The 18,442-nt window shown below is 71.2% G+C and carries 19 protein-coding genes and 1 pseudogene; 9 read left to right on the top strand and 11 right to left on the bottom strand.

Translation table 11 applies throughout. The features are described from left to right. Positions 1-6: 6 nt before the first annotated feature. The 3 genes and pseudogenes from istB to XF36_RS03075 form a co-directional block, all read right to left on the bottom strand. Positions 7-858 (bottom strand): IS21-like element helper ATPase IstB, encoded by an 852-nt coding sequence (gene istB, locus XF36_RS03085; RefSeq protein WP_060713594.1) that lies wholly within the window; start codon positions 856-858, stop codon positions 7-9. Continuing rightward, the gene (gene istA / locus XF36_RS03080) at positions 855-2,114 is read right to left on the bottom strand and encodes an IS21 family transposase (protein ID WP_145981219.1); all 1,260 of its coding nucleotides are present in this window, start codon (positions 2,112-2,114) and stop codon (positions 855-857) included. The genes istB and istA overlap by 4 nt, the downstream gene beginning before the upstream one ends. A 123-nt stretch (positions 2,115-2,237) precedes the next feature. Next, positions 2,238-3,035, bottom strand: a pseudogene (locus XF36_RS03075) (transposase family protein). Positions 3,036-3,215: 180 nt separating this feature from the next. Between XF36_RS03075 and XF36_RS03070 the strand changes: the two are divergent. Continuing rightward, complete coding sequence (locus XF36_RS03070) at positions 3,216-3,434, top strand: cold-shock protein (protein WP_060710815.1); 219 nt, start codon at positions 3,216-3,218, stop codon at positions 3,432-3,434. Between the two features lie 8 nt (positions 3,435-3,442). Here the strand turns inward: XF36_RS03070 and XF36_RS03065 are convergent, their stop codons facing one another. Genes XF36_RS03065 through XF36_RS31190 form a run of 3 tightly spaced genes read right to left on the bottom strand, consistent with a single transcriptional unit; the run spans position 3,443 to position 6,421 of the window. Continuing rightward, a complete protein-coding gene (locus XF36_RS03065; protein ID WP_060710814.1) occupies positions 3,443-4,669 on the bottom strand; it encodes a tyrosine-type recombinase/integrase in 1,227 nt (408 codons plus the stop codon). Further along, entirely contained in the window at positions 4,669-4,854 is a 186-nt protein-coding gene (locus tag XF36_RS03060) for a helix-turn-helix domain-containing protein (protein WP_060710813.1), read from the bottom strand. The genes XF36_RS03065 and XF36_RS03060 overlap by 1 nt, the downstream gene beginning before the upstream one ends. Position 4,855: 1 nt before the next feature. Further along, the gene (locus XF36_RS31190; RefSeq protein WP_060710812.1) at positions 4,856-6,421 is read right to left on the bottom strand and encodes a hypothetical protein; all 1,566 of its coding nucleotides are present in this window, start codon (positions 6,419-6,421) and stop codon (positions 4,856-4,858) included. A 192-nt stretch (positions 6,422-6,613) separates the two neighbouring features. Here XF36_RS31190 and XF36_RS31185 point away from each other — a divergent pair, with 192 nt between their 5' ends. After that, positions 6,614-6,751 (top strand): hypothetical protein, encoded by a 138-nt coding sequence (locus tag XF36_RS31185; protein ID WP_349675528.1) that lies wholly within the window; start codon positions 6,614-6,616, stop codon positions 6,749-6,751. Between the two features lie 16 nt (positions 6,752-6,767). Here the strand turns inward: XF36_RS31185 and XF36_RS03050 are convergent, their stop codons facing one another. Further along, entirely contained in the window at positions 6,768-7,136 is a 369-nt protein-coding gene (locus tag XF36_RS03050) for a DUF4870 domain-containing protein (protein WP_060710811.1), read from the bottom strand. Between the two features lie 237 nt (positions 7,137-7,373). Here XF36_RS03050 and XF36_RS33130 point away from each other — a divergent pair, with 237 nt between their 5' ends. Further along, the gene (locus XF36_RS33130; protein WP_202968471.1) at positions 7,374-8,054 is read left to right on the top strand and encodes an acyl-CoA dehydrogenase family protein; all 681 of its coding nucleotides are present in this window, start codon (positions 7,374-7,376) and stop codon (positions 8,052-8,054) included. A 2-nt stretch (positions 8,055-8,056) separates the two neighbouring features. Next, on the top strand, positions 8,057-8,632 hold the full coding sequence (locus XF36_RS33125; RefSeq protein WP_202968470.1) for an acyl-CoA dehydrogenase family protein: 576 nt from the start codon (positions 8,057-8,059) through the stop codon (positions 8,630-8,632). A gap of 32 nt (positions 8,633-8,664) precedes the next feature. Here XF36_RS33125 and nhaA read toward each other — a convergent pair whose 3' ends face one another. After that, positions 8,665-10,005, bottom strand: a complete 1,341-nt coding sequence (nhaA, locus tag XF36_RS03040) for a Na+/H+ antiporter NhaA (protein ID WP_060710810.1) — start codon at positions 10,003-10,005, stop codon at positions 8,665-8,667. Between nhaA and XF36_RS03035 the strand changes: the two genes are divergently transcribed. Then, entirely contained in the window at positions 10,006-10,572 is a 567-nt protein-coding gene (locus XF36_RS03035) for a DsbA family protein (protein WP_238589083.1), read from the top strand. 1,438 nt (positions 10,573-12,010) lie between these two features. Further along, positions 12,011-12,178 carry a hypothetical protein gene (locus XF36_RS32120; RefSeq protein ID WP_168169452.1) on the top strand — a complete coding sequence of 56 codons (168 nt, stop codon included), beginning with the start codon at positions 12,011-12,013 and terminating at the stop codon, positions 12,176-12,178. A gap of 25 nt (positions 12,179-12,203) precedes the next feature. Here XF36_RS32120 and XF36_RS03020 read toward each other — a convergent pair whose 3' ends face one another. After that, positions 12,204-12,899, bottom strand: a complete 696-nt coding sequence (locus XF36_RS03020; protein WP_145981237.1) for a TetR/AcrR family transcriptional regulator — start codon at positions 12,897-12,899, stop codon at positions 12,204-12,206. A 312-nt stretch (positions 12,900-13,211) separates the two neighbouring features. On the opposite strand from XF36_RS03020, the gene XF36_RS03015 reads away from it, so the two are divergent. Further along, positions 13,212-14,363: an IS30 family transposase gene (locus tag XF36_RS03015; RefSeq protein ID WP_060710806.1), complete on the top strand. Its 1,152-nt coding sequence runs from the start codon at positions 13,212-13,214 to the stop codon at positions 14,361-14,363. Positions 14,364-14,434: 71 nt separating this feature from the next. Then, complete coding sequence (locus XF36_RS03010) at positions 14,435-15,292, top strand: alpha/beta hydrolase (protein ID WP_060710805.1); 858 nt, start codon at positions 14,435-14,437, stop codon at positions 15,290-15,292. Positions 15,293-15,320: 28 nt separating this feature from the next. Here the strand turns inward: XF36_RS03010 and XF36_RS03005 are convergent, their stop codons facing one another. Then, positions 15,321-16,178, bottom strand: a complete 858-nt coding sequence (locus XF36_RS03005) for a universal stress protein (protein WP_060710804.1) — start codon at positions 16,176-16,178, stop codon at positions 15,321-15,323. A 178-nt stretch (positions 16,179-16,356) separates the two neighbouring features. Here XF36_RS03005 and XF36_RS03000 point away from each other — a divergent pair, with 178 nt between their 5' ends. Further along, positions 16,357-17,805 (top strand): flavin-containing monooxygenase, encoded by a 1,449-nt coding sequence (locus XF36_RS03000; protein ID WP_060710803.1) that lies wholly within the window; start codon positions 16,357-16,359, stop codon positions 17,803-17,805. A gap of 70 nt (positions 17,806-17,875) precedes the next feature. Here XF36_RS03000 and XF36_RS02995 read toward each other — a convergent pair whose 3' ends face one another. Next, complete coding sequence (locus XF36_RS02995; protein ID WP_060710802.1) at positions 17,876-18,163, bottom strand: hypothetical protein; 288 nt, start codon at positions 18,161-18,163, stop codon at positions 17,876-17,878. Positions 18,164-18,442 lie beyond the last annotated feature (279 nt).

Here is an 18,442-nt window from a genome sequence, read left to right as displayed (position 1 = left end):
TGATGGTCAGTCGTTGCTGGCGCGGTTGTGTTTGGCCAGGAGCTCGCGTCGGGCGCGGGTGCGGTAGGAGTCCCCGGACAGGGTCAGGACTTCGGCGTGGTGGACGAGGCGGTCGATCATGGCTGCGGCGACGACGTCGTCGGAGAAGGTCTCGCCCCAGCGGCCGAAGGGCAGATTGCTGGTGACCATGACGCTGCCTTGTTCATAGCGGGAAGCGATGAGCTGGAAGAACAGGTTCGCTGCGTCCTGGTCGAACGGGATGTAGCCGACCTCGTCGATGATGATCAGTTTGTAGCGGCGGATCTTCTTCAGCTCGGCCTCGAGCCGGCCGCTCTGGTGCGCGGCGGCGAGTCTGGTGATCCAGTTGCTGGCGGTGTCGAACAGGACCGAGTAGCCGGCGTGGGCGGCTTTGACGCCGAGCCCGATCGCGAGGTGGGTCTTCCCGATCCCGGGCGGGCCGAGCAGGATCACGTTCTCGCACTTGGCGACGAACGTGCTCGTGGCCAGGTGGGCCAGGATGTCGCGGCGCAGCGAGGGCAGATGGTCGAGGTTGAAGTCCTCCAAGGTCTTGACCTGGGGGAAGTGCGCGGTGCGGATCCGCATGACCGTGCCCTTGGACTCGCGGTCGGCGACCTGGCGCTGCAGCAGCGCGCCCAGATACTCCTCGTGCGACCAGTTCTCCTCACGGGCCTGGGCGGCAAGCTGTTCCCAGCTGGCCGCGATGGTCGGGGTCTTCAGGACCCGGGTCAGGTAGGCGATCATCGCCGGCAGTCCGTCGGGGACCGCGGCCAGCACCGGACCGGCCGGCCCCGAGCTCCCAGCGGGGTCGGTGGTGATCTTCGGTGGTGTGGTTGTCATGAGCTGCTCGCTTCCTCGGCAGTGGAGACGAAGTCGACACCGAACAGGGCGTCGTAGTCGGGCAGTGCGCGCAGGGTCACCGGGTGGCCGTCGAGGTGACGGCGTGCTGCGGCCTGTCGGGTGTTGCGGTCGTGGGCCAGGGCGCGGCGCATCGCCGCGGCGGTGTGCTGGTGCGCCGGGTCGGTGATCACCGCGTGGCGGGCCCAGCTGCGGTCGTGACGGGCGACGACCTGGCCGGCGCAGTAGACGACGACCTCGCGCGGTGAGGCGGCGACATCGACGAACCGGCCGATCATCTGCGGATCCACGGAGTAGTCGTTGGCATCGACGCGGACGTAGTAGTCCCGTGCCAGCCGGATCCGCTGGGCCAGCCCGATCGGCGGGTCCAGCGGCGGCAGCGGAGTCATCGCCGCGTAGTCGTGGGCGAGCACGTCCACCGGGCGGCCGCCGATCGCTCGGACGGTGCGGGTGTTGGCCCGGGCCAGCCAGTCGTCGATCTGGTGGTTGAAGTCGGCTGGGGAGGCGAAGCGACGTCCGGGCAGGAACGAGGTCTCGAAGTAGCCGTTGTTGCGTTCGACCAGCCCCTTGAACTCCGGATCCCGCGGTGGGGCAAGCCGGATCCGGGTGGCCAGAGTGCCGGCGAACGCAGCGGCCGGTGCCGAGACCCGCCCGGTCCCGCCGATCGCAGACTCCCGGTCCCAGACCAGCGTGCGGGTCACCCGCCCGACGTCGCTGATCAGCTGCCACATCCCGGACAGGATGTCCCCGGCCTGGCGCGAGGGGATCATCGTCGCGGACAAGAACCGCGAGTAGCCCAGCGTCATCACCAGCACCGGTAGGACCCGTTCCTGGCCTGGGCCGACGGGGATCGTGGTCTCGGGGAACCACAGGTCGCACTGGGTGATCTCGCCCGGTGCGTAGGCGACCCGGTCGACCGGGTCGATCCCGACATACTCGGGGCGGATCTGGCGGATCCGGTCCTTGAGCACGGTCAGCGAGTGCTCCCACCCGATCCGCTCTGCGATCACCGTGGCCGGCATGCGTGGGAACTGCGCCAGCAATGCCCGCACCTGCGGCTCGACCGCATCCGCCAGCGATCCCCGCGGGCCCCGTTCCCGCTTCGGCGGGCCCGGCGCCCGCAACGCGGAGCGCACCGTGTTGCGGGCCACCCCCAGCCGGCGGGCGATCTCCTTGATCGGGACACCCTCGGCCCGATGCAGACGACGGATCTCGGCCCAGTCCTCCACCGACAACACCCCCTCAGCGTCGTGCAGAGGGGGTCAATCCCAAGCCGACGCTAGGGGGTCAGTCTGAGCCCGTCGTCGACAGAAGCTCGCTGGTCAGGTTGAAAAAGGCTCACTGAGCCTTTGCCAACCTGGTCAGGTGTTGACGATCATGAGGGTCTGAACTGCGGCGATGAGCTGTCCGGCCCGGTTCGGGCTGGAGCGGATCTTGCGCAGGATCTTCCAGTTCTTCAGCTCGGCGTTGACCCGCTCACCGGGTCCGCGGCGGCGTGAGTGAGCGGCGTTGACCTCGCGCTGGTTGTGCGACAGCGGACGGAACCGGCCGGTGTCGGGGTCCTTGCGTCGCCGCCGGTGCGGGACCGCGACCGTCGGGCCGGCGCCCTGATATGCGGTGTCGGCAGCCGCCCGGATCCGGTGCTCGGTCAGGGCGTCGATGATGCCGTGCTCGCGGGCGGCGCCCATGTCGTGGCGGGCTCCGGGAAGCGGCGGGGAGATCCACACCAGCCGGCCGGCCGGATCGGCGATGACCTGGACGTTGAGTCAGTGGCACTTGTGCTTGCCGGAGTAGAACCCGCGGTCATAGCCCGAGGCCATCCCGACGCGGTCGATGCGCAGCAAGGTGCCGTCGAGGATCACGAACGCCTTGCCGATGGCGATCTCGATGGCCTGCTCGAGGGTGGGGGCCATCGTCGCGAGCAGGTCGATCGCCTCGCGCAGGTAGCGGTACACCGTCGAGGTCCCGACCCGGAAACCGCAGGCCAGATCGGCGTAGGTCTCGCCCTTGCGCAGGTGGGCCATGACGAGCAGGGCCTGACGGCCCGCCGTCAGCTTCCGCCACCGGCTCTGGCGCTGGTTGCGGTGCGCGCGCAACGCGTCGGAGAGCACGTGCAGGGCACGGCTGGACACGGTCATCCCGGACGGGTAGGACAGCACCTTGAAGCTCCTGGTTGGACGGTTTCGATCTCAGCAATCGCCCGTCTACCAGGAGCTTCACCCATCCGAGGGCACGCCACGCCGCACAGGCTCTGACCAGCCCCAACACCAGGTTGGCAAAGGCTCAGTGGCTCCCGCAACCGCGTAGACCATGGCGACCTGACCTGCTCTGATCGACGCATGGCAACCGGGGTCGTGAAGTTCTACAAGGCCGAGAAGGGCTGGGGCGCGATCAGCAGCCCGGAGCTGCCCGACGGCCTCGACGCCTTCGTCCACTTCAGCGTCATCGAGGCCGACGGCTATAAGGCGTTCGAGCAGGGCGACCAGGTCGAGTTCGATTACGAACCGGCCCAGCAGGACAGCTTCCGGTTCCGTGTGACGCGCGCACGACGCCTCTGACACCTGGCTCATCCCGCCTCCCACTCGATCGCATCGAGCGCCTGGCGCATCTCGTCCAGGTTGGTGTGGGCGTAGATCGTCATGGTCACGTCGATGTCGGCGTGCCGGGCGATGGCCTGCACCACGTGCGGCGGCGTCCCGAGCGACAGCAGCAAGCTGACGACGGTGTGCCGCAGGTCGTGCAGCCGAACGCCAGGAAGGCCAGCGCGGACGCGGAGCTTGTCGAAGTCGCGGTTCACCGCGCGCGGTTCGAGCGGGGTGCCGATCTGCGTGCAGAGCACAAGGTCGTGGTCCTGCCAGCACTCCCCCGCGGTCTCCCGTTCGTCGGCCCAGATGCGGCGACGAGCCAGGATCGCCGAGCGGGTGATCTTCGGCAGCGGGACGACGGCCGACGAGGCGCGGGTCTTGGTGCCCTCGACGACCAGCTCGCCGCCGACCCGCTGCACGGTCTGCCGGACGTGGATCGTCGCGTCGTCCATGTCGATGTCACACCACCGCAGCCCGAGCAGCTCGCCGCGTCGGAGTCCGAGGGTGGCCGCGACGACGTAGAGCGGATGGAACCTCGTCCCCTCCGCGGCCGTGAGGAGCGTGCGAACCTGGTCGACAGGCAGCCCCTTCCCGACGGAGTACTCCGGCGTCTTGACCCGCACGAGCTTGGCGACGTTGCGCGGGACCAGCTCCAGGCGCTCGGCGTGCCCGAGCGCGTTGCGCAGGACGGCGTGCACGAACTGGAGCTGCCGGGGCGAGGGCCGGCGCCCGCAGCAACGTCCCCGTGAGCAGCACTGCTGCGCCGGCGGCCGGCGGGCGTCCCACTGGTTGGCGCAGCAGAGGCACTTCTCCCGCATCCCGGCCATGAACGAGCGGACGTCGGTGGCGTTGAGCCGGTCGAGGCGCTTCTTGCCGAGAGCGGGCACCAGGTGCAGCCGGACCGCGGACTCGTAGCCGCGGATCGTGGTGGCGCGCTTGTCGTCGCGGATGTCGGCGAGCCACTGGTCGAGGAACTGCGCGACGGTCGTGCGCCGGTCAGGTGCGGGCATCCCGGCGGCCGAGCGGGTCTTGAGGACGTCGAGCTTCTCGCGGACCTCCTCGAACGACCGCCCGTAGACGGGGCGGCGTTTGATCTGCCCGGACGTGGTGTGCACATAGGCCATGCCGACCCAGTAGCCGTCGCTCTCGCGCTGGTAGATCGAGCCCTCTCCGTTGCCCCGGCGGCCTCGGGGCCTGCGCGGCGGCATCAGGCCGCGTCATCGTCGAGCAGCCGGGCGACGTACTCCTCCACGGCCGAACGCGGGATGCGGCGGGCACCACCGATCTTGATGGAGCGCAACTCGTTGTTGCGGATCAGGTCATAGACCTTGCAGCGTCCGATGTGGAGCAGCTTGGCGGTCTCCTCGGCGGTGAGCAGCAGCAGGGCGTCCATGTCAGCGGACCTCCTTCGTGTGGGCGTCCCAGTTGTGGGCGGACTCCCGCCAGAAGCGGGCCTCGTGCTCGGCGTCGCCCCGGGCTCCCAGAACGGCGCGGTAGAACAGCAGGTCGACCTTGGTGCGCGCAGCCTGGCTACGAGCGAGCACACGCCACCAGCGCGCGGTCCGGTCGTACAGGTCGGCCATGCGGCGGGCACGGACCGCGTGCGCAGCAGGGCTGTCCGGCTGGACCGCTCCGAGCCGGAGGATCTCGGCGGTGACCCGGTCCAGGCCGCCCCGGACGGTGTCGAACACCGGATCGGTGGTCGTGGCCATGTCAGTTCCCCTTCCGGGCGGTGCGGGCGATGCGGTCGCAGTACTCGGCGTACTCGCCGAGGTAGGGCACCCGGACCCGGACGAGCTCACGCCCGGGTGCGGACACGACGGCGACGCCGGGCGGTGCGGTGGCGTGCTGCTCGGCGAGGTCCCGGACGGCGGCACCGTGCAGCATCTCCAGCGAGTCGCCGGGGACCCGGAACGAGAGCCGCAGCGCGTACTGGTCACGGGCGTAGCCGCCGCCCATCGCCTCGGCCTCTGGGCGAGGGTGACGACGCGGAAGGCGACCTTCCGGCCTTCCGAGAGCAGCCGCAGGTTGGCGGCCTTGATCCGGTCGAGCACCGAGCGCTCACCACGTCCCGGCTTCGGGAGGCGGGCAGCCGCGCGCAGCAGGCCGGGGAACTCCTCGACCACGACGAGGAACAGCGGCCGCTCCGCCGTCGGGTCAAGCTTGTCGGTCCGGTCGGGCAGCGCGGCGAGACGGTCGTCCATGACGCCGACGAGCCGTTCGAGGAGGGTCGCGTGCTCCTCGAGGTCGGCCGTGCCGGTCGCCTGCCATCGCCGGTGCACGGTGCCCTCCCACGGGCGCCCGAGCAGCAGGCCGGTGATGGCCGAACCCGCGATCCGGACGTCGTCGGCACCGGCGAGCTGCGCGAGCAGCCCGTAGGCGAACTGGGACTTCCCGGCACCGTTCTGCCCGTGCAACGCGACGTGCGCCGCGTCGGCGAAGGCGTGCCCGAGCGCGTCGCCGAGTTCGTCCCGTCCGATCAGGACCGGCTTCCGGCACGTCGTGACAGCGGTGCGCGGCAGCGCGTACTGGTCGGCGAGCGGGTCCCGGTCGAGCAGCTCGATCCGCACCCACCGGCCCGCGTGCGGGACGACCCGCAGACCCTCGAAGCACAACGAGTGCGCGAGCCGACCCCCGACGCGAGTGAGGTCCTCCGGCTCCTGGCCGGGTATCAGCTCGACGAGCATCGACACCGGCGGCCCGGTCATCACCGAGCCGACCCGCGGCGTGCGGGCCGTCGGGCAGGTCACCGTCTCGACTATCTTGCAAGCTCCGACTCCCTCGCAGGCGTCCCGCCAGGCGTAGCGGAGCCACTCGGCGAAGGCGCGTGCCTCGTAGTCCTCCTCTCGGCGGGCGCGGCGCTCGGACCAGGTGAGCAGCAACCAGGTGAGCCAGCCGGGGATACCGGTCCGGGGCCGCGTGGCGTCACGGCGGGACGGAACGGTCAGCTCGGTGGTCATGACGCATCGCCCACCGGGTGCGGAGGCGGGACGATCGCGGCGGGCCGAAGAGTATTCCGGAGGTCGACGTCGGGACTTGTGATCGTTCCGACGAGCGGGCCGAACCCTCCCCCGAACCGCCGCGCCGTCACGGCACCCACCGTCTCCGGCCCGGCAGCGGCGAGGGGTGGTGAACGGCCGGAGGGGACGGACGTGTTCATGCACTTCGGCGCGATCCAGACCGACGAGGACTACCGGACCCTCGCCGCCGGCGACCGCGTCGTGTTCGAGCACGAGCCGGGGCCGCAGGACGGCTTCCCGTTCCGCGCGACCAGCGCCCGACGCCGCTGACCCGCGCAACCCGGACTCAGGACAGCACGCGCAGCTGGAACGGGTAGTCGTAGGGCCGGTTGTTCGACGCCCGCACCGCGCCCTTGATGTGGCACCACGCGGAGACGACGAACAGCGCGATCATGAGGGGGATCGCCACGAGGATCCCCACCACGGTGAAGATCAGGATCCAGCTGACGATGAACAGCACCCAGAACGACAGGTTGAAGTTGAACGCCCCGGCTGCGGCCCGCCGCGCGAACGGGTCGTCCTTCTTGACCAGCCACACCAGCAGCGGGCCGACCAGGCTCAGCAGCCCGGCGCTCAGGATCGCGGCGATCGGCGCCGAGAGGTGGGCGAGGATCGCGGCGATCCGGCTGGATTCGGCGGGGTACGGCTGCGACATCGAGGTCCTCTCAGGTCCGGCCCGGCTCGGTACCGGTGGGCCGACCACCCTGCCAGTCCTGGAGCCGGCCGGCCGGAACCGGGCGACACACCGGTGCCCGACCACCCGGACGGGTGCTCGGGACCCCGATCACGAGCCCGCCGCGCGGGCGGCGCGGACCGGGGCGCGTCGAGACACACACCACTTACAGTCAGAAATGACTGTTAGTGTGCGCTGTCGACCGAGGAGGGACGTTCCGTGACGATCGCCGAGCAGGGACGGGGCACCGAGACCCAGGTGCCGCGCACGCAGGACCGCATGACCCACGACGTCTGGCTGCCCGACGAGATCGTCGCGGTCCGTGCGACGGCCCGCGCCGCCGTCGAGAAGCGGCTCGCCCCGCACGCCCGCGACATCGGCGCCCGCGAGGAGTCCGCCGACAGCTTCCCGTGGGAGGCGTTCCGCGGCCTCGCCGAGGAGGGCCTGTTCGAGGTGCCGTTCGGCGCCGACTTCGGCGCGGGGCTGGCGCACCCGATGCTCGCCACCTGCACGGTCACCGAGGAGATCGCCTACCACTCGAGCTCGATGGCGGGCGTCTACGACGGCCAGTGCATCCTCGTCCCGCAGACGCTCACCTACGCCTCCGACGAGCTGCGCGCCCGGCTGATCCCCGAGCTGACCAGCGGTCGCACCGCGTTCTCCTTCGCCACGACCGAGCCGGAGACCAGCTCGGACCTCACCGCGGAGCGGATGCAGACCGTCGCCGAGCCGACCGCCGACGGTGACTACCTGCTCAACGGGCGCAAGCGCTGGATCACCAACAGCGTCGTCGCCGGCTGGGTGTCGGTGCTCGTGCGCGCCGGGGCGGGCAGCGACCGGGCCGCCATGTTCCTCGTCGACCTGTCCACCCCGGGGTCCGGATCGGTGCCCCCGACCTGAAGATGGGCCACCGGGGCCAGATCACCGCCGACATCGTGTTCGACGACGTCCGGGTCCCCGCCGGGAACCTGCTCGGCCAGTGGGGCGTGGGGCTGGGTGTGGCCCTGTCCGCGCTCGTCCGGGGCCGGATCGGGATCGGCGCGGCGGGCGTCGGCGTCGCCCAGGCCGCGCTGGACCTGGCCGTGCAGCGGCTGCGCACGCGGCAGGTCTTCGGCGGACCGCTCGGCGCGATGCAGCACTGGCAGTTCACGATGGCCCAGCGCGCGACCGAGATCGAGTGCGCCCGCACGCTCTACCAGAAGGCCGCGACCCTGCTCGACCGCGGCGACCGGTCGGCCGAGCCCGAGGCCGCCATGGCCAAGGCCTACGGCACCCGGCTGGCCAACGACCTCGTCCGCGAGGCGATCCAGATCCACGGCGCGCTGGGCTTCGCCCGGCAGGTGTCGGAGTCCGGCGAGTCGGTCCGCCTGGAGGAGATGTACCGGGACGCGAAGATCCTGGAGATCTTCGAGGGCGCCAACGAGCTGCAGCAGTGGATCGTGGCCCGGCAGCTGATCGGGCGCGACGTCACCGGCTGAGCCCGTCGTCGCACGCGGGCCGTGGCGGCCGGTCAGTCCACCGGCCGCCACGGACGCGGCGGCAGCATCGGCAGCCCGCTCGGCGCGCACTGCCCACCGCGCTCGCCGGCCAGCCGGAACACCAGCCAGCCCGACAGCGCCGCCAGCACCGACCCGGTGAGGATCCCGATCTTCGCCTCGGCGATGAGCAGCTCGTCGGTGAGCGCGAGCTCAGTGACGAACAGCGCCACGGTGAACCCGATGCCCGACAGCGCCGAGCCGCCGAGCAGCTGTCCCCAGCGCAGCGTGTCCGGCACCCGTCCCAGCCCGGTGCGCAGCGCGACCCACGTCCCGACGGCGACGCCGATCGGCTTGCCCACCACCAGTCCAAGCACGATGCCCCAGGTCAGCAGCGAGGTCGCCGCGGCGGACAGGGTCTCCGACGAGAGCACCACGCCGGCGTTGGCGAGCACGAACAGCGGCACGATGACGTAGCTGCTCCACGGCTGGATCGCCTGCTGCAGCCGCTCGTTCGGCGAGACGGCGGCGACCGCGACCGCGCGGGCGGTGCGAGCCCGCTCCGGGGTCGGGTCGAGCAGGAAGTTCTTGCCGATCCGCACCGCCTCGACCATCTCCGTGCGGCGGGGTGCGTAGGCGTTGACCAGCAGCCCGAGCGCGACGCCGACGACGCTCGGGTGCACCCCCGAGCGCAGCACCGCGACCCAGCACAGGATCCCGACGACGGCGTAGAACGGCGTCCGCCAGAACCGCACCCAGCGCAGCGCGAGCAGCCCGGCGAGCAGCACGACGGCGACGAACAGCGCGAGCAGGTCGACCTCGTCGGTGTAGAACAGCGCGATCGCCAGCACCGCGCCGATGTCGTCGACGATGGCCAGCGCCAGCAGGAACACCCGCAGCTGGTCCGGGCAGCGCGGCCCGAGCAGCGCCAGCACCCCGAGCATCACCGCCGTGTCGGTGGAGATCGCGATGCCCCAGGCGCCCGCTGCCTCACCCCCGGCGTTGAGCGCGAGGAAGAACAGCGCGGGTACGACGAGGCCACCCAGCGCGGCCGCGGCCGGTGCGGCCAGGGCACGGAAACCGCGCAGCTCCCCCAGCGTCGTCTCGCGGGCGATCTCCAGCCCGACCGAGAGGAAGAACAGGACCATCAGGCCGTCGTTGACCCAGTGCTTCAGGTCGAGGTCGAGCGCGGCATCGCCGAAGGAGACGGCCAAGCCGGTGTGCCAGAACGACTCGTACCCGGCACCCAGGTTGGCCCACACCAGGGCCACGACGGCCGCCCCGACCAGCAGGACCGCCGATCCGGACTCGGTCCCGAGGAAGCGCCTCGCGGCATCGGAGAGGTCGCCGCGCTCGGCTAGGGTCACCACCGCCATGTGCTGATCCTGCCCTGCGCGGGTCACGACGAGGAGGCCGCCATCAGTCTGGACCCACCCGTCGGACCGTACGACCACGTCCTGGGCCCACCCGAGGCCGAGCTGACGCTGGTGGAGTACGGCGACTTCGAGTGCCCGTACTGCCGCGATGCGGCGCCGGTCCTGGAGCAGGTCCGCGTCCGTTTCGGGGACCGGCTGCAGTTCGTGTTCCGGCACTTCCCGCTGCACGAGGTGCATCCGCACGCCATCGCGGCAGCGCTCGCCGCGGAGATGGCCGGCTTCGAGGGCCGGTTCTGGGAGATGCACGAGACGCTGTTCGCCCCCGGCCCGCCCCGGCTGCGCCAGGACGACCTGCGGGAACACGCCGTCGCCGCGGGGGTGCGTCCGGACCGGGTCGTCTGGCCGGCGACGCAGCTGGCGGAGGACCGGGTGGAGGCCGGGTTCAACGCGGCCGTGCGCTCCGGGGTCCGCGGCACGCCGACACTGTTCGTGAACGGCGAGCGCTACCGCGGCCAGGTCGGCGTCGCGGAGCTCTCCGCCGCGCTGGACCCCGCACTCACCTCGTAGCGGACGGACCGGTCGGCGTCACCGGGCAGCCGGCGCGCCGGACCGGACCACCTGCGCACGACAGACGCTTGACCTACACGATGCAACCTTGACGAATGGCAGCTGGAGACGATCGGCCGGGCGAGCCTCACCCCCAGGACGTCCAGGGCTTCCGCCACGGCCGGGTCCCTCGGGCGGTACGCGCAACAGCTCCTGGACTGCGCGGAGGCGCTGTTCGTCGAACACGGACTGGACGGTGTGTCGGTCGAGGACATCTGCCGGGATGTCGGTGTGGTTCCGGCAGCGCAGGTCATAGGCGGGCTGTACCCGCAGCCGGACCTCGGTGAGCACGATGCGCCCCAGCCCGGTGAGCAGCGCGGCACACCTGGGTCCGGCCGGTCGAAGGTCCGCTCGGCGAAGCCGCCCCGCGCCGCGTCCCAGACCACGGCGGTCACCGCGGTCACGAGGTTGGACACGGAACCGAAGCTCTGCCCGCGCACCCGTCGCTCACCGGCCGCGGGCACCGAGGACCCGTGTCCCCCGACGGCCAGCACGCCGGCGACCGTCACGTCGCCCGGAGCGGGGGCGTTCGTGATCGACGCACCGTTGCGGTGCAGGAACGAGAGCAACCGGTCCATCCGGGCACCGGCCTGGACCCGCACCTCGTCCGGGGCCGGCGCCCATCGATGAGTACCAGGACAGAGCGGGAGCCGGCGCGCCGGTTGATCCAGTCCTGCGCTCGGCGCAGACCAGGCTGGCTGGTCGGGAACTCGCGATGCTCGATCAGAGCCCCGGTGGCGGCTTCGACGATCGCGTAGGTATGGCTGGCAGCGTGGGTGTCGACGCCGATGAGCAGGTCGTGGTTGTCGGCGACGAGGGGTGCGACGATGGGCATGCGGATGTTCGTCCTGTTCCGGGCTGTGGGCATCCGTGACGGGCGCCGGCCCGGGCATGAGGTGCTCTCGCGGCAATACTGTGACGGGTCACGGTCCGCGGCAACGGACCGGACAGGCTTCTGATCAGGCCATCGAGAACCGCAGGGCCGGCGCCGCGTCTCCGAATCCGAGCGGGCAGATCTCACTTCGGGCACCCGCTTCGCGGGACAACACCTTGAATCTCCTGGTTAGCGCGGGTTGATCTCGGTAATCGCCCGTCTACCAGGAGCTTCACCCCTTCGTGGTCACGCCACGCCGCACCGCCGCCGACCTGCCCGTCCAGCAGGTTGGCACAGGCTCACTGAGCCCTTTTCAACCTGCCGTTCCGGCAGCTCAGGGGCCTGGTTGTGTGGGTGCAGACGCCGAGCTGGCGAGCCGGTGACCTGTGCAGCTGTGGTCAGAGCAGTTGCGCTGCAACCTTCGCGATCTCCTGACGCAGAAGCTCGCTGGTCAGGTTGAAAAAGGCTCACTGCCGGGAGCGGGTTCGACGTGGCGATCAGCGACCTGGCCGCGATGATCGCCGCGTGGTCGGCTTCCAGGGGCTGATCGTGCCCGACCGACGGCGTCCGGACGGGACGCCCCGCAAGCTGCTGGAGACCACCCGGATCCGGGGACTCGGCCGGCAGCCGACGGTCGAGCTGCGCGACGGGCTCGCCGACGCCTACGCCTGGTTCCTCGAGCATGCGTGCTGAGGTGCGCGTCCGACCGACCGCGGCCTCACCCGGTCGGCGGGGGCAGCAGACGGGCGAGCCAGGGTGTCCAGCGGTTGGCACAACCGTCGAAGGACGGGTTCGGGGCGTCGAGGATGTCGACCGCGAGCTGACGCAACGCGTAGACGACCACGAGGAACACCTCGGACTCCAGATCGTCCTCGACACCGCCCGCCCACTCCCGGCGGCGCACCTCCAGCAGCGCCGCGATGCCCTGCATCGCGAGCCGGTTCCGGTGCCGGGCCTCCCGGCCCAGCGGTTCGAGCTCCACGAGGAAGGCACGGGCCACGACGATGTCGCGGCCCAGCAGGTCCAGGTAGACGAGCGTGAAGTGCCGGATGATCGAGGTCCAGTCGTCGGAGCGGTAGTGGACCTCGGCGAAGCCGCCGACGATCACGTTCACGAACCGGTCGAAGGCCGCGAACATGCACTCGTCCTTGTCCGAGAAGACCTCGTAGAAGGCCGTCAGGGACACCCCGGCACGGGCACAGATCTCGCGGACGCCGATGTTGCGGTAGCCGTCGCCGGCCAGCAGCTCGGTCGCGGCGATCATCATCCGCTCCCGACGCTTGGTGCAGACCTCCTCGCGGCCGAGCCGGTGTCGACCTCGGGGCAGGGCGGGTGGGGTCGTGAAGAACACACCCTCCGCAATCGTCGTCGGTGTGCGCTCCGCGCCGACCGCGTCCGACACCGACTCTGCCACCGCGGCCGTCACCTCCTCCGCTCGACCTCGTCACCCTACTGGGTGGCCCATGTACGACAGGCCATACTCGACCGTATAAGTAACATTGAGCCTTTTTCAACCTGCCGTTCCGGCAGCTCAGGGGCCTGGTTGTGTGGGTGCAGACGCCGAGCTAGCGAGCCGGTGACCTGTGCAGCTGTGGTCAGAGCAGTTGCGCTGCAACCTTCGCGATCTCCTGACGCAGAAGCTCGCTGGTCAGGTTGAAAAAGGCTCATTCTTGGACTCAACCGGTCAGCGCAACACCCGGGTAGTTGATCATGATAGGGGTGTGGGATGGCGCGACTGGGACGACCTGGGATGTCCGATGCCGACCGCGCGGATCTGTGGGTCCGGTGGGGGCGTGGGGAGTCGATCAGTGACATCGCTCGGGCGATCGGACGCCCGCCGGGGTCGGTGTTCACGGTGCTCAAGTCCACCGGTGGCTACGTGCCGCCATCACGTCGTCGCCGACCGGGGACGCTGACCGCGGCCGAGCGGGAGGAGATCTCTCGTGGTCTGGCCCAGTATCGTTCGATCCGGGCCATCGCGGCTGGGCTCGGTCGTCCGGCCTCGACGGTGAGCCGGGAGGTCGCCCGCAACAAGGGTCGGCGTGCCTACCGTGCTGTGGACGCCGAGGACCGCGCCTGGCGCCGGGCCCAGCGCCCCAAGACGTGTCTGCTCGCCCGTCGTCCGCTGCTGTGTGGGTTCGTCGCTGCCAGACTGGGTGAGGACTGGTCGCCCGAGCAGATCGCCGGGCACCTGGCCAAGCACTACGCTCCGGGATCGGGGATGCGGGTGTCACACGAGACGATCTACAAGTCGCTGTTCGTGCAGACCCGCGGTGTGCTGGCCAAAGACCTGCAGAAACACCTGCGGTCGGGCCGTCCGATCCGGCGTAACGTGCACAACACCACCGGTGGGCAGTGGCGCTCGCAGATCCCCGGCGCGGTCTCCATCCACGACCGGCCCGCCGAGGTGACTGATCGGGCGGTGCCCGGGCACTGGGAAGGTGATCTGCTGCTCGGGCGTGGCACCACCCAGATCGCGACCGTGGTCGAGCGCGCGACCCGGTTCACCGTGCTGGTCGCGCTCGGAGGGCGCGACATGCACACCGTCGCCCACCAACTGTCCCGGCAGATGGCCCGACTGCCCGAACACGTCCGCAAGTCGCTGACCTGGGACCGCGGGATGGAACTGGCCCGCCACACCATCGTCACCGCCCGGACCGGGTTGGACGTCTACTTCGCCGACCCGGCCAGCCCCTGGCAGCGTGGCACGAACGAGAACACCAACCGGCTACTACGCCAGTACTTCCCGAAGGGCACCCGGCTCGACCACATCACCCAGGCCCAACTCGACCGCGTCGCGGAACGCCTCAACACCCGACCGCGCAAAACGCTTGATTTCGACACCCCGGCTGATAGATTCGGAGCACTGTTGCGCTGACCGGTTGAGTCCAAGTTGGCTATCTTTGCTTATCACGGTCGCGCCCGGCATCACCCGACGGAGGAGCAAGCGTGCGGGTCACTCCCCTGCTCACCGCGGTGCTGTGCGTCGGCTCCCTGCTCGGCCCGGTCGCGGCCGCACAGCCCGCGACCGCCGCGACCGGTCGGATCGCACACACCGCGACCGCGACCGCGACCACGGCCGCTCCGATCGACCGTTGGAGCGCGCCGGGGCCGGAGGAGGTCACCGAGGAGATCGGGGCGACCCACACCGTGTTCCGGCCCGCCGACCTCGGTCCACCCGGCACCCGGCACCCGGTCGTGACCTGGGGCAACGGCACCGGCGGCATCCCCGCCGTCTACCGAGGCCTGCTGATCCACCTCGCCTCGCACGGCTACCTCGTCACCGCCGCCAACACCCCGCTGGCCAACAGCGGGCAGGAGATGCTCGCGGGCGCGCGCACGCTCGTGCGGGCCGATGCCGACCCCGGCAGCCCCTACTACCAGCGGGTCGACACCTCGGCGATCGCCGCGACCGGGCACTCGCCAGGGGGCGCCGGTGCGATGGTAGCCGCGGCCGACCCGCTGATCACGACCATCGTCGCCGTGCAGCCGGGGCCGCTGGCGGTGCCGCAGCGCATCCGGGGCCCGATCCTGTACCTGGCGGGCGAGCGGGACACGACGGCGCGGCCGGAGCTGATCGTGGAGCCGTTCTACGAGAACACCCCCCAGGTCGAGGCGGCCTACGCCGAGTTCGCCGGTGTCGGCCACTTCGAGCCGCTCCCCGACGGAGGCCGGTTCCGCGCTCTGCTGACCGCCTGGCTGGACTACCAGCTGCGCGGCGACACGGCCGCCGCCGCACAGTTCGTCGGCGCCGACTGCGGAGCGTGCACCGACCGGGCGATCGTCGACTACCGCCACCACGGCTGAGGAGAGCACCCGACGCGGGGCGCCGCGCTCACGTCGCGGCGGCCGGACCGACCAGCATCACCGGGCAGTCCGCACGCTGGACCAGGGCCAAACCGGTCGACCCCAGCAGCAGCCCGGTGAACCCGCCACGACCCCGGGTGGCGACGACGACCAGCCGCGCCGCACCACTGCGCCGGGCCAGCGCCCGCCCCGGCTCCTCGCGCTCGATCACCCGCTCCACGGCGACGTCGGGATAGCGCTCCGACCAGCCCGCGAGCCGCTCGGCGAGCGCGCGCTCCTCGGCGTCGCGCAGCCGGTCGAAGACCCCGGCGGCACGCAATGCCGGGGAACGGCCGTCGTGCCAGGCGTACAGGGCGACCAGGCCGGTGCCGTGCTCGGAGGCTGCGGCGAAGGCGTGCTCCAGGGCCGCGTCGGACAGCGGACCACCGTCGACGCCGACCAGCACCGGCCCCTCCGACGAGGTGCCGCGCACGACGACGACCGGGCACTGGGCGTGCGAGGCCACCGCCAGGGTCACCGATCCCAGCGCGGTGCCCATCGCACCGCGCCCGGCGGACCCGAGCACCAGCAGCTCGGCCGTGGCGGACCGTTCGACCAGCGCCGTCGACGGCGCCCGCCGGTCCTCCGCGAGGTCGACCGCGACCTCGGGTGCGGCCTGCGCGGCGGTGTGCCGGGCCGCGTCGAGGGTCGCGCGGGACTCCTCGCGGATCGAGGTCTCGACGTCGTCGAGCAGGGGCGCGACGACGGCGTCGGCGTAGAGGCGGGCCACGTCGAAGGCCTGTACGAGCAGCAGGTCGGCGTGCCGGGTGGCGGCCTCGCGGGCCGCCCAGGCGACGGCGTCCAGGGCCGCGTCCGATCCGTCCACGCCGACGACGACGGTGCTCATCACTGTGCTCCGTTCCAGGCCGGCCCGGTGTCGGCCTCTCACCCTCCACTGTGCTCCGATCCGCGCCGCCCCGCACGTGTCCGGAATGTGAGGTGGCAGACGGCCCGCGCGGGCCGGGGCGGGCCTCCGGGGCCCCGCGGGCGATCGTTACCGTGACCGGCGGCGACAGGGAGGTCCCATGCACGCACCGAGCGTTCTCATCGTCGGCGCCGGATTCGGTGGCATCGCTGCTGCGATCGAGCTGCGCGCCCACGGCATCCGCGACGTCACGATCGTCGACGCCGCCGACGGCATCGGCGGCACGTGGCTGCACAACACCTATCCGGGCGCAGCCTGCGACGTCCCCAGCCACCTGTACTCGTACTCGTTCGCCCAGCGCACTGACTGGTCGCGGCTCTGCTCACCGCAGCCGGAGATCCTGGCCTACCTGCGCGGCGTCGCCGCCGAGTTCGGGATCGACGAGGTGGTGCAGGCCGGTGTGCGGATCGTCGACGCCCGCCGCGACGAGGCCGACGGACCGTGGACGGTCACCGCGGACGAGGGCCGCACCTGGACCTGCGACGTGCTGATCGTCGCGACCGGGCAGCTCAACCGGCCGGTCTCCCCCGACCTGCCCGGCGTCGACTCCTTCACCGGGACGATGTTCCACTCCGCGCGCTGGGACCACGACCACGACCTGCGCGGACGCCGCGTCGCCGTGATCGGGACCGGCGCCAGCGCCGTGCAGTTCGTGCCGGCGATCGCCCCCGAGGTGGGGCACATGACGGTGTTCCAGCGGTCCGGGAACTGGTTCCTGCCGCGGCGGAACCGGAAGTTCCCGGCGTGGTGGCGGGCCGCGATCGCCCGGGTGCCCGGCCTGCAGGCCGCGCGCCGTCGGTTCATCACCGAGTACTGCGAGACGCTGACGCTGATGATCCGCCACCCCGCCACCTGGGGACGGCTGGGGCGGCTCTGGTCGACGTTGTTCATGCGGGCCCAGCTGCGCGACCCGGAGGTCCGCCGCAAGGTCTGGCCGGACTACACCTTCGGCTGCAAGCGCATCCTGTTCAGCTCGCACTGGCTGCCCGCGCTGCAGCGGCCCAACGTCGAGGTCGAGACGTCGCGGATCGCCGCGATCGAGCCGACCGGGGTGCGCACCGAGGATGGCACGCTGCACGAGGTCGACACGATCATCTGGGGCACCGGCTTCGCGGCGACCGACTTCATGTTCCCGATGGAGATCAGTGGTCCGGGTGGGCGGTCGCTGCGCACCGAGTGGTCCGACGGCGCGCACGCCTACCTGGGGATGACCGTGCCCGGGTTCCCGTCGCTGTTCGTGCTCTACGGCCCCAACACCAACACCTCGGGCGGCTCGATCATCCGGTACCTGGAGCACCAGGTCCGCTACGTCCGCGAGGCCCTGCAGGAGGCGGCCCGGCGCGGCGCGTCCGGCGTGGAGGTCCGCCCCGAGGTCGAGCGGGCCTACGACGAGGAGATCCAGGCCCGGTTCCCCGGCACCGCGTGGACCCGGTGCGACTCCTGGTACCGCGACGACACCGGGCGGATCGTCACCAACTGGCCCGGCTACATGCGCGAGTACGACGAGCGCACCCGCCGTGTCGAGCCGTCGGACTACGTCTTCCACTGATCCTACGCCCGCACGGAACCGCCCCTGCACCCCGTGGCGGCGGGATGCAGGGGGCGGAGGCGTGTGCGGGTCAGTCACACTTCGTGGGGTTGTCCCGGGTCTGGGCCGCGCCGCCACCGAGGATCCCGAGGACGTTGCCCAGGGTCGCGTTGACGCCCGGGCAGATGTTCGCGTTGTTGAGCACGTTGACGTCGTCCAGGTTCACCAGGCCGAACTGGTCGCCCCTGGTGTTGCCGACGTCCTGGACGAAGGAGTCACCGTCGTCGTCCTTCGGCGCGGGCGCAGCCGACGCCAGCGGGCTGAAGGCCACCATGGTGGCGATGACGGCGACGCCGGTGACCGCGAGCTTCCTGCGCATGTCGTTCTCCCCGATCGTGTCCGGTGGGACGGACGTGCCTCACGATTCCCGTGAGCACCACCGGGACGCCTGTGCGTCACGGCAAGCGGACAGTAGGCAGGTGCTCACCGGCGGGGATACGCGAACGACACCACCGGGTGACACGGTCACCACGGGTACCGAACGTGTGGTGTGAACCGGACGGAACGGGTTCGCCCTGGACGCCGGATACCCTCCGTCCCCACGGACGGGGCGACGGACGCGAAGCGTCACGGGATGCCCGGCTCGTGGACGGGACCC

The organism is Pseudonocardia sp. HH130629-09, assembly GCF_001294645.1.
Taxonomy (GTDB): Bacteria; Actinomycetota; Actinomycetes; order Mycobacteriales; family Pseudonocardiaceae; genus Pseudonocardia.
The sequence above is the reverse complement of the archived record's forward strand: the minus strand, read 5'-3'. Positions and strand labels throughout refer to the sequence as shown.

Excerpts from the sequence above, each read along its gene's own strand:
- XF36_RS03065 (WP_060710814.1), bottom strand. The coding sequence starts at position 4,669 with ATGCCGCCGCGCAGGCCCCGAGGCCGCCGGGGCAACGGAGAGGGCTCG.
- XF36_RS03000 (WP_060710803.1), top strand. The coding sequence starts at position 16,357 with ATGCACGCACCGAGCGTTCTCATCGTCGGCGCCGGATTCGGTGGCATC.
- XF36_RS03050 (WP_060710811.1), bottom strand. The coding sequence starts at position 7,136 with ATGTCGCAGCCGTACCCCGCCGAATCCAGCCGGATCGCCGCGATCCTC.
- XF36_RS03070 (WP_060710815.1), top strand. The coding sequence starts at position 3,216 with ATGGCAACCGGGGTCGTGAAGTTCTACAAGGCCGAGAAGGGCTGGGGC.
- XF36_RS02995 (WP_060710802.1), bottom strand. The coding sequence starts at position 18,163 with ATGCGCAGGAAGCTCGCGGTCACCGGCGTCGCCGTCATCGCCACCATG.
- XF36_RS03015 (WP_060710806.1), top strand. The coding sequence starts at position 13,212 with ATGGCGCGACTGGGACGACCTGGGATGTCCGATGCCGACCGCGCGGAT.
- XF36_RS33125 (WP_202968470.1), top strand. The coding sequence starts at position 8,057 with ATGGGCCACCGGGGCCAGATCACCGCCGACATCGTGTTCGACGACGTC.
- XF36_RS03060 (WP_060710813.1), bottom strand. The coding sequence starts at position 4,854 with ATGGACGCCCTGCTGCTGCTCACCGCCGAGGAGACCGCCAAGCTGCTC.
- XF36_RS31190 (WP_060710812.1), bottom strand. The coding sequence starts at position 6,421 with ATGACCACCGAGCTGACCGTTCCGTCCCGCCGTGACGCCACGCGGCCC.
- istB (WP_060713594.1), bottom strand. The coding sequence starts at position 858 with ATGACAACCACACCACCGAAGATCACCACCGACCCCGCTGGGAGCTCG.
- XF36_RS03005 (WP_060710804.1), bottom strand. The coding sequence starts at position 16,178 with ATGAGCACCGTCGTCGTCGGCGTGGACGGATCGGACGCGGCCCTGGAC.
- nhaA (WP_060710810.1), bottom strand. The coding sequence starts at position 10,005 with ATGGCGGTGGTGACCCTAGCCGAGCGCGGCGACCTCTCCGATGCCGCG.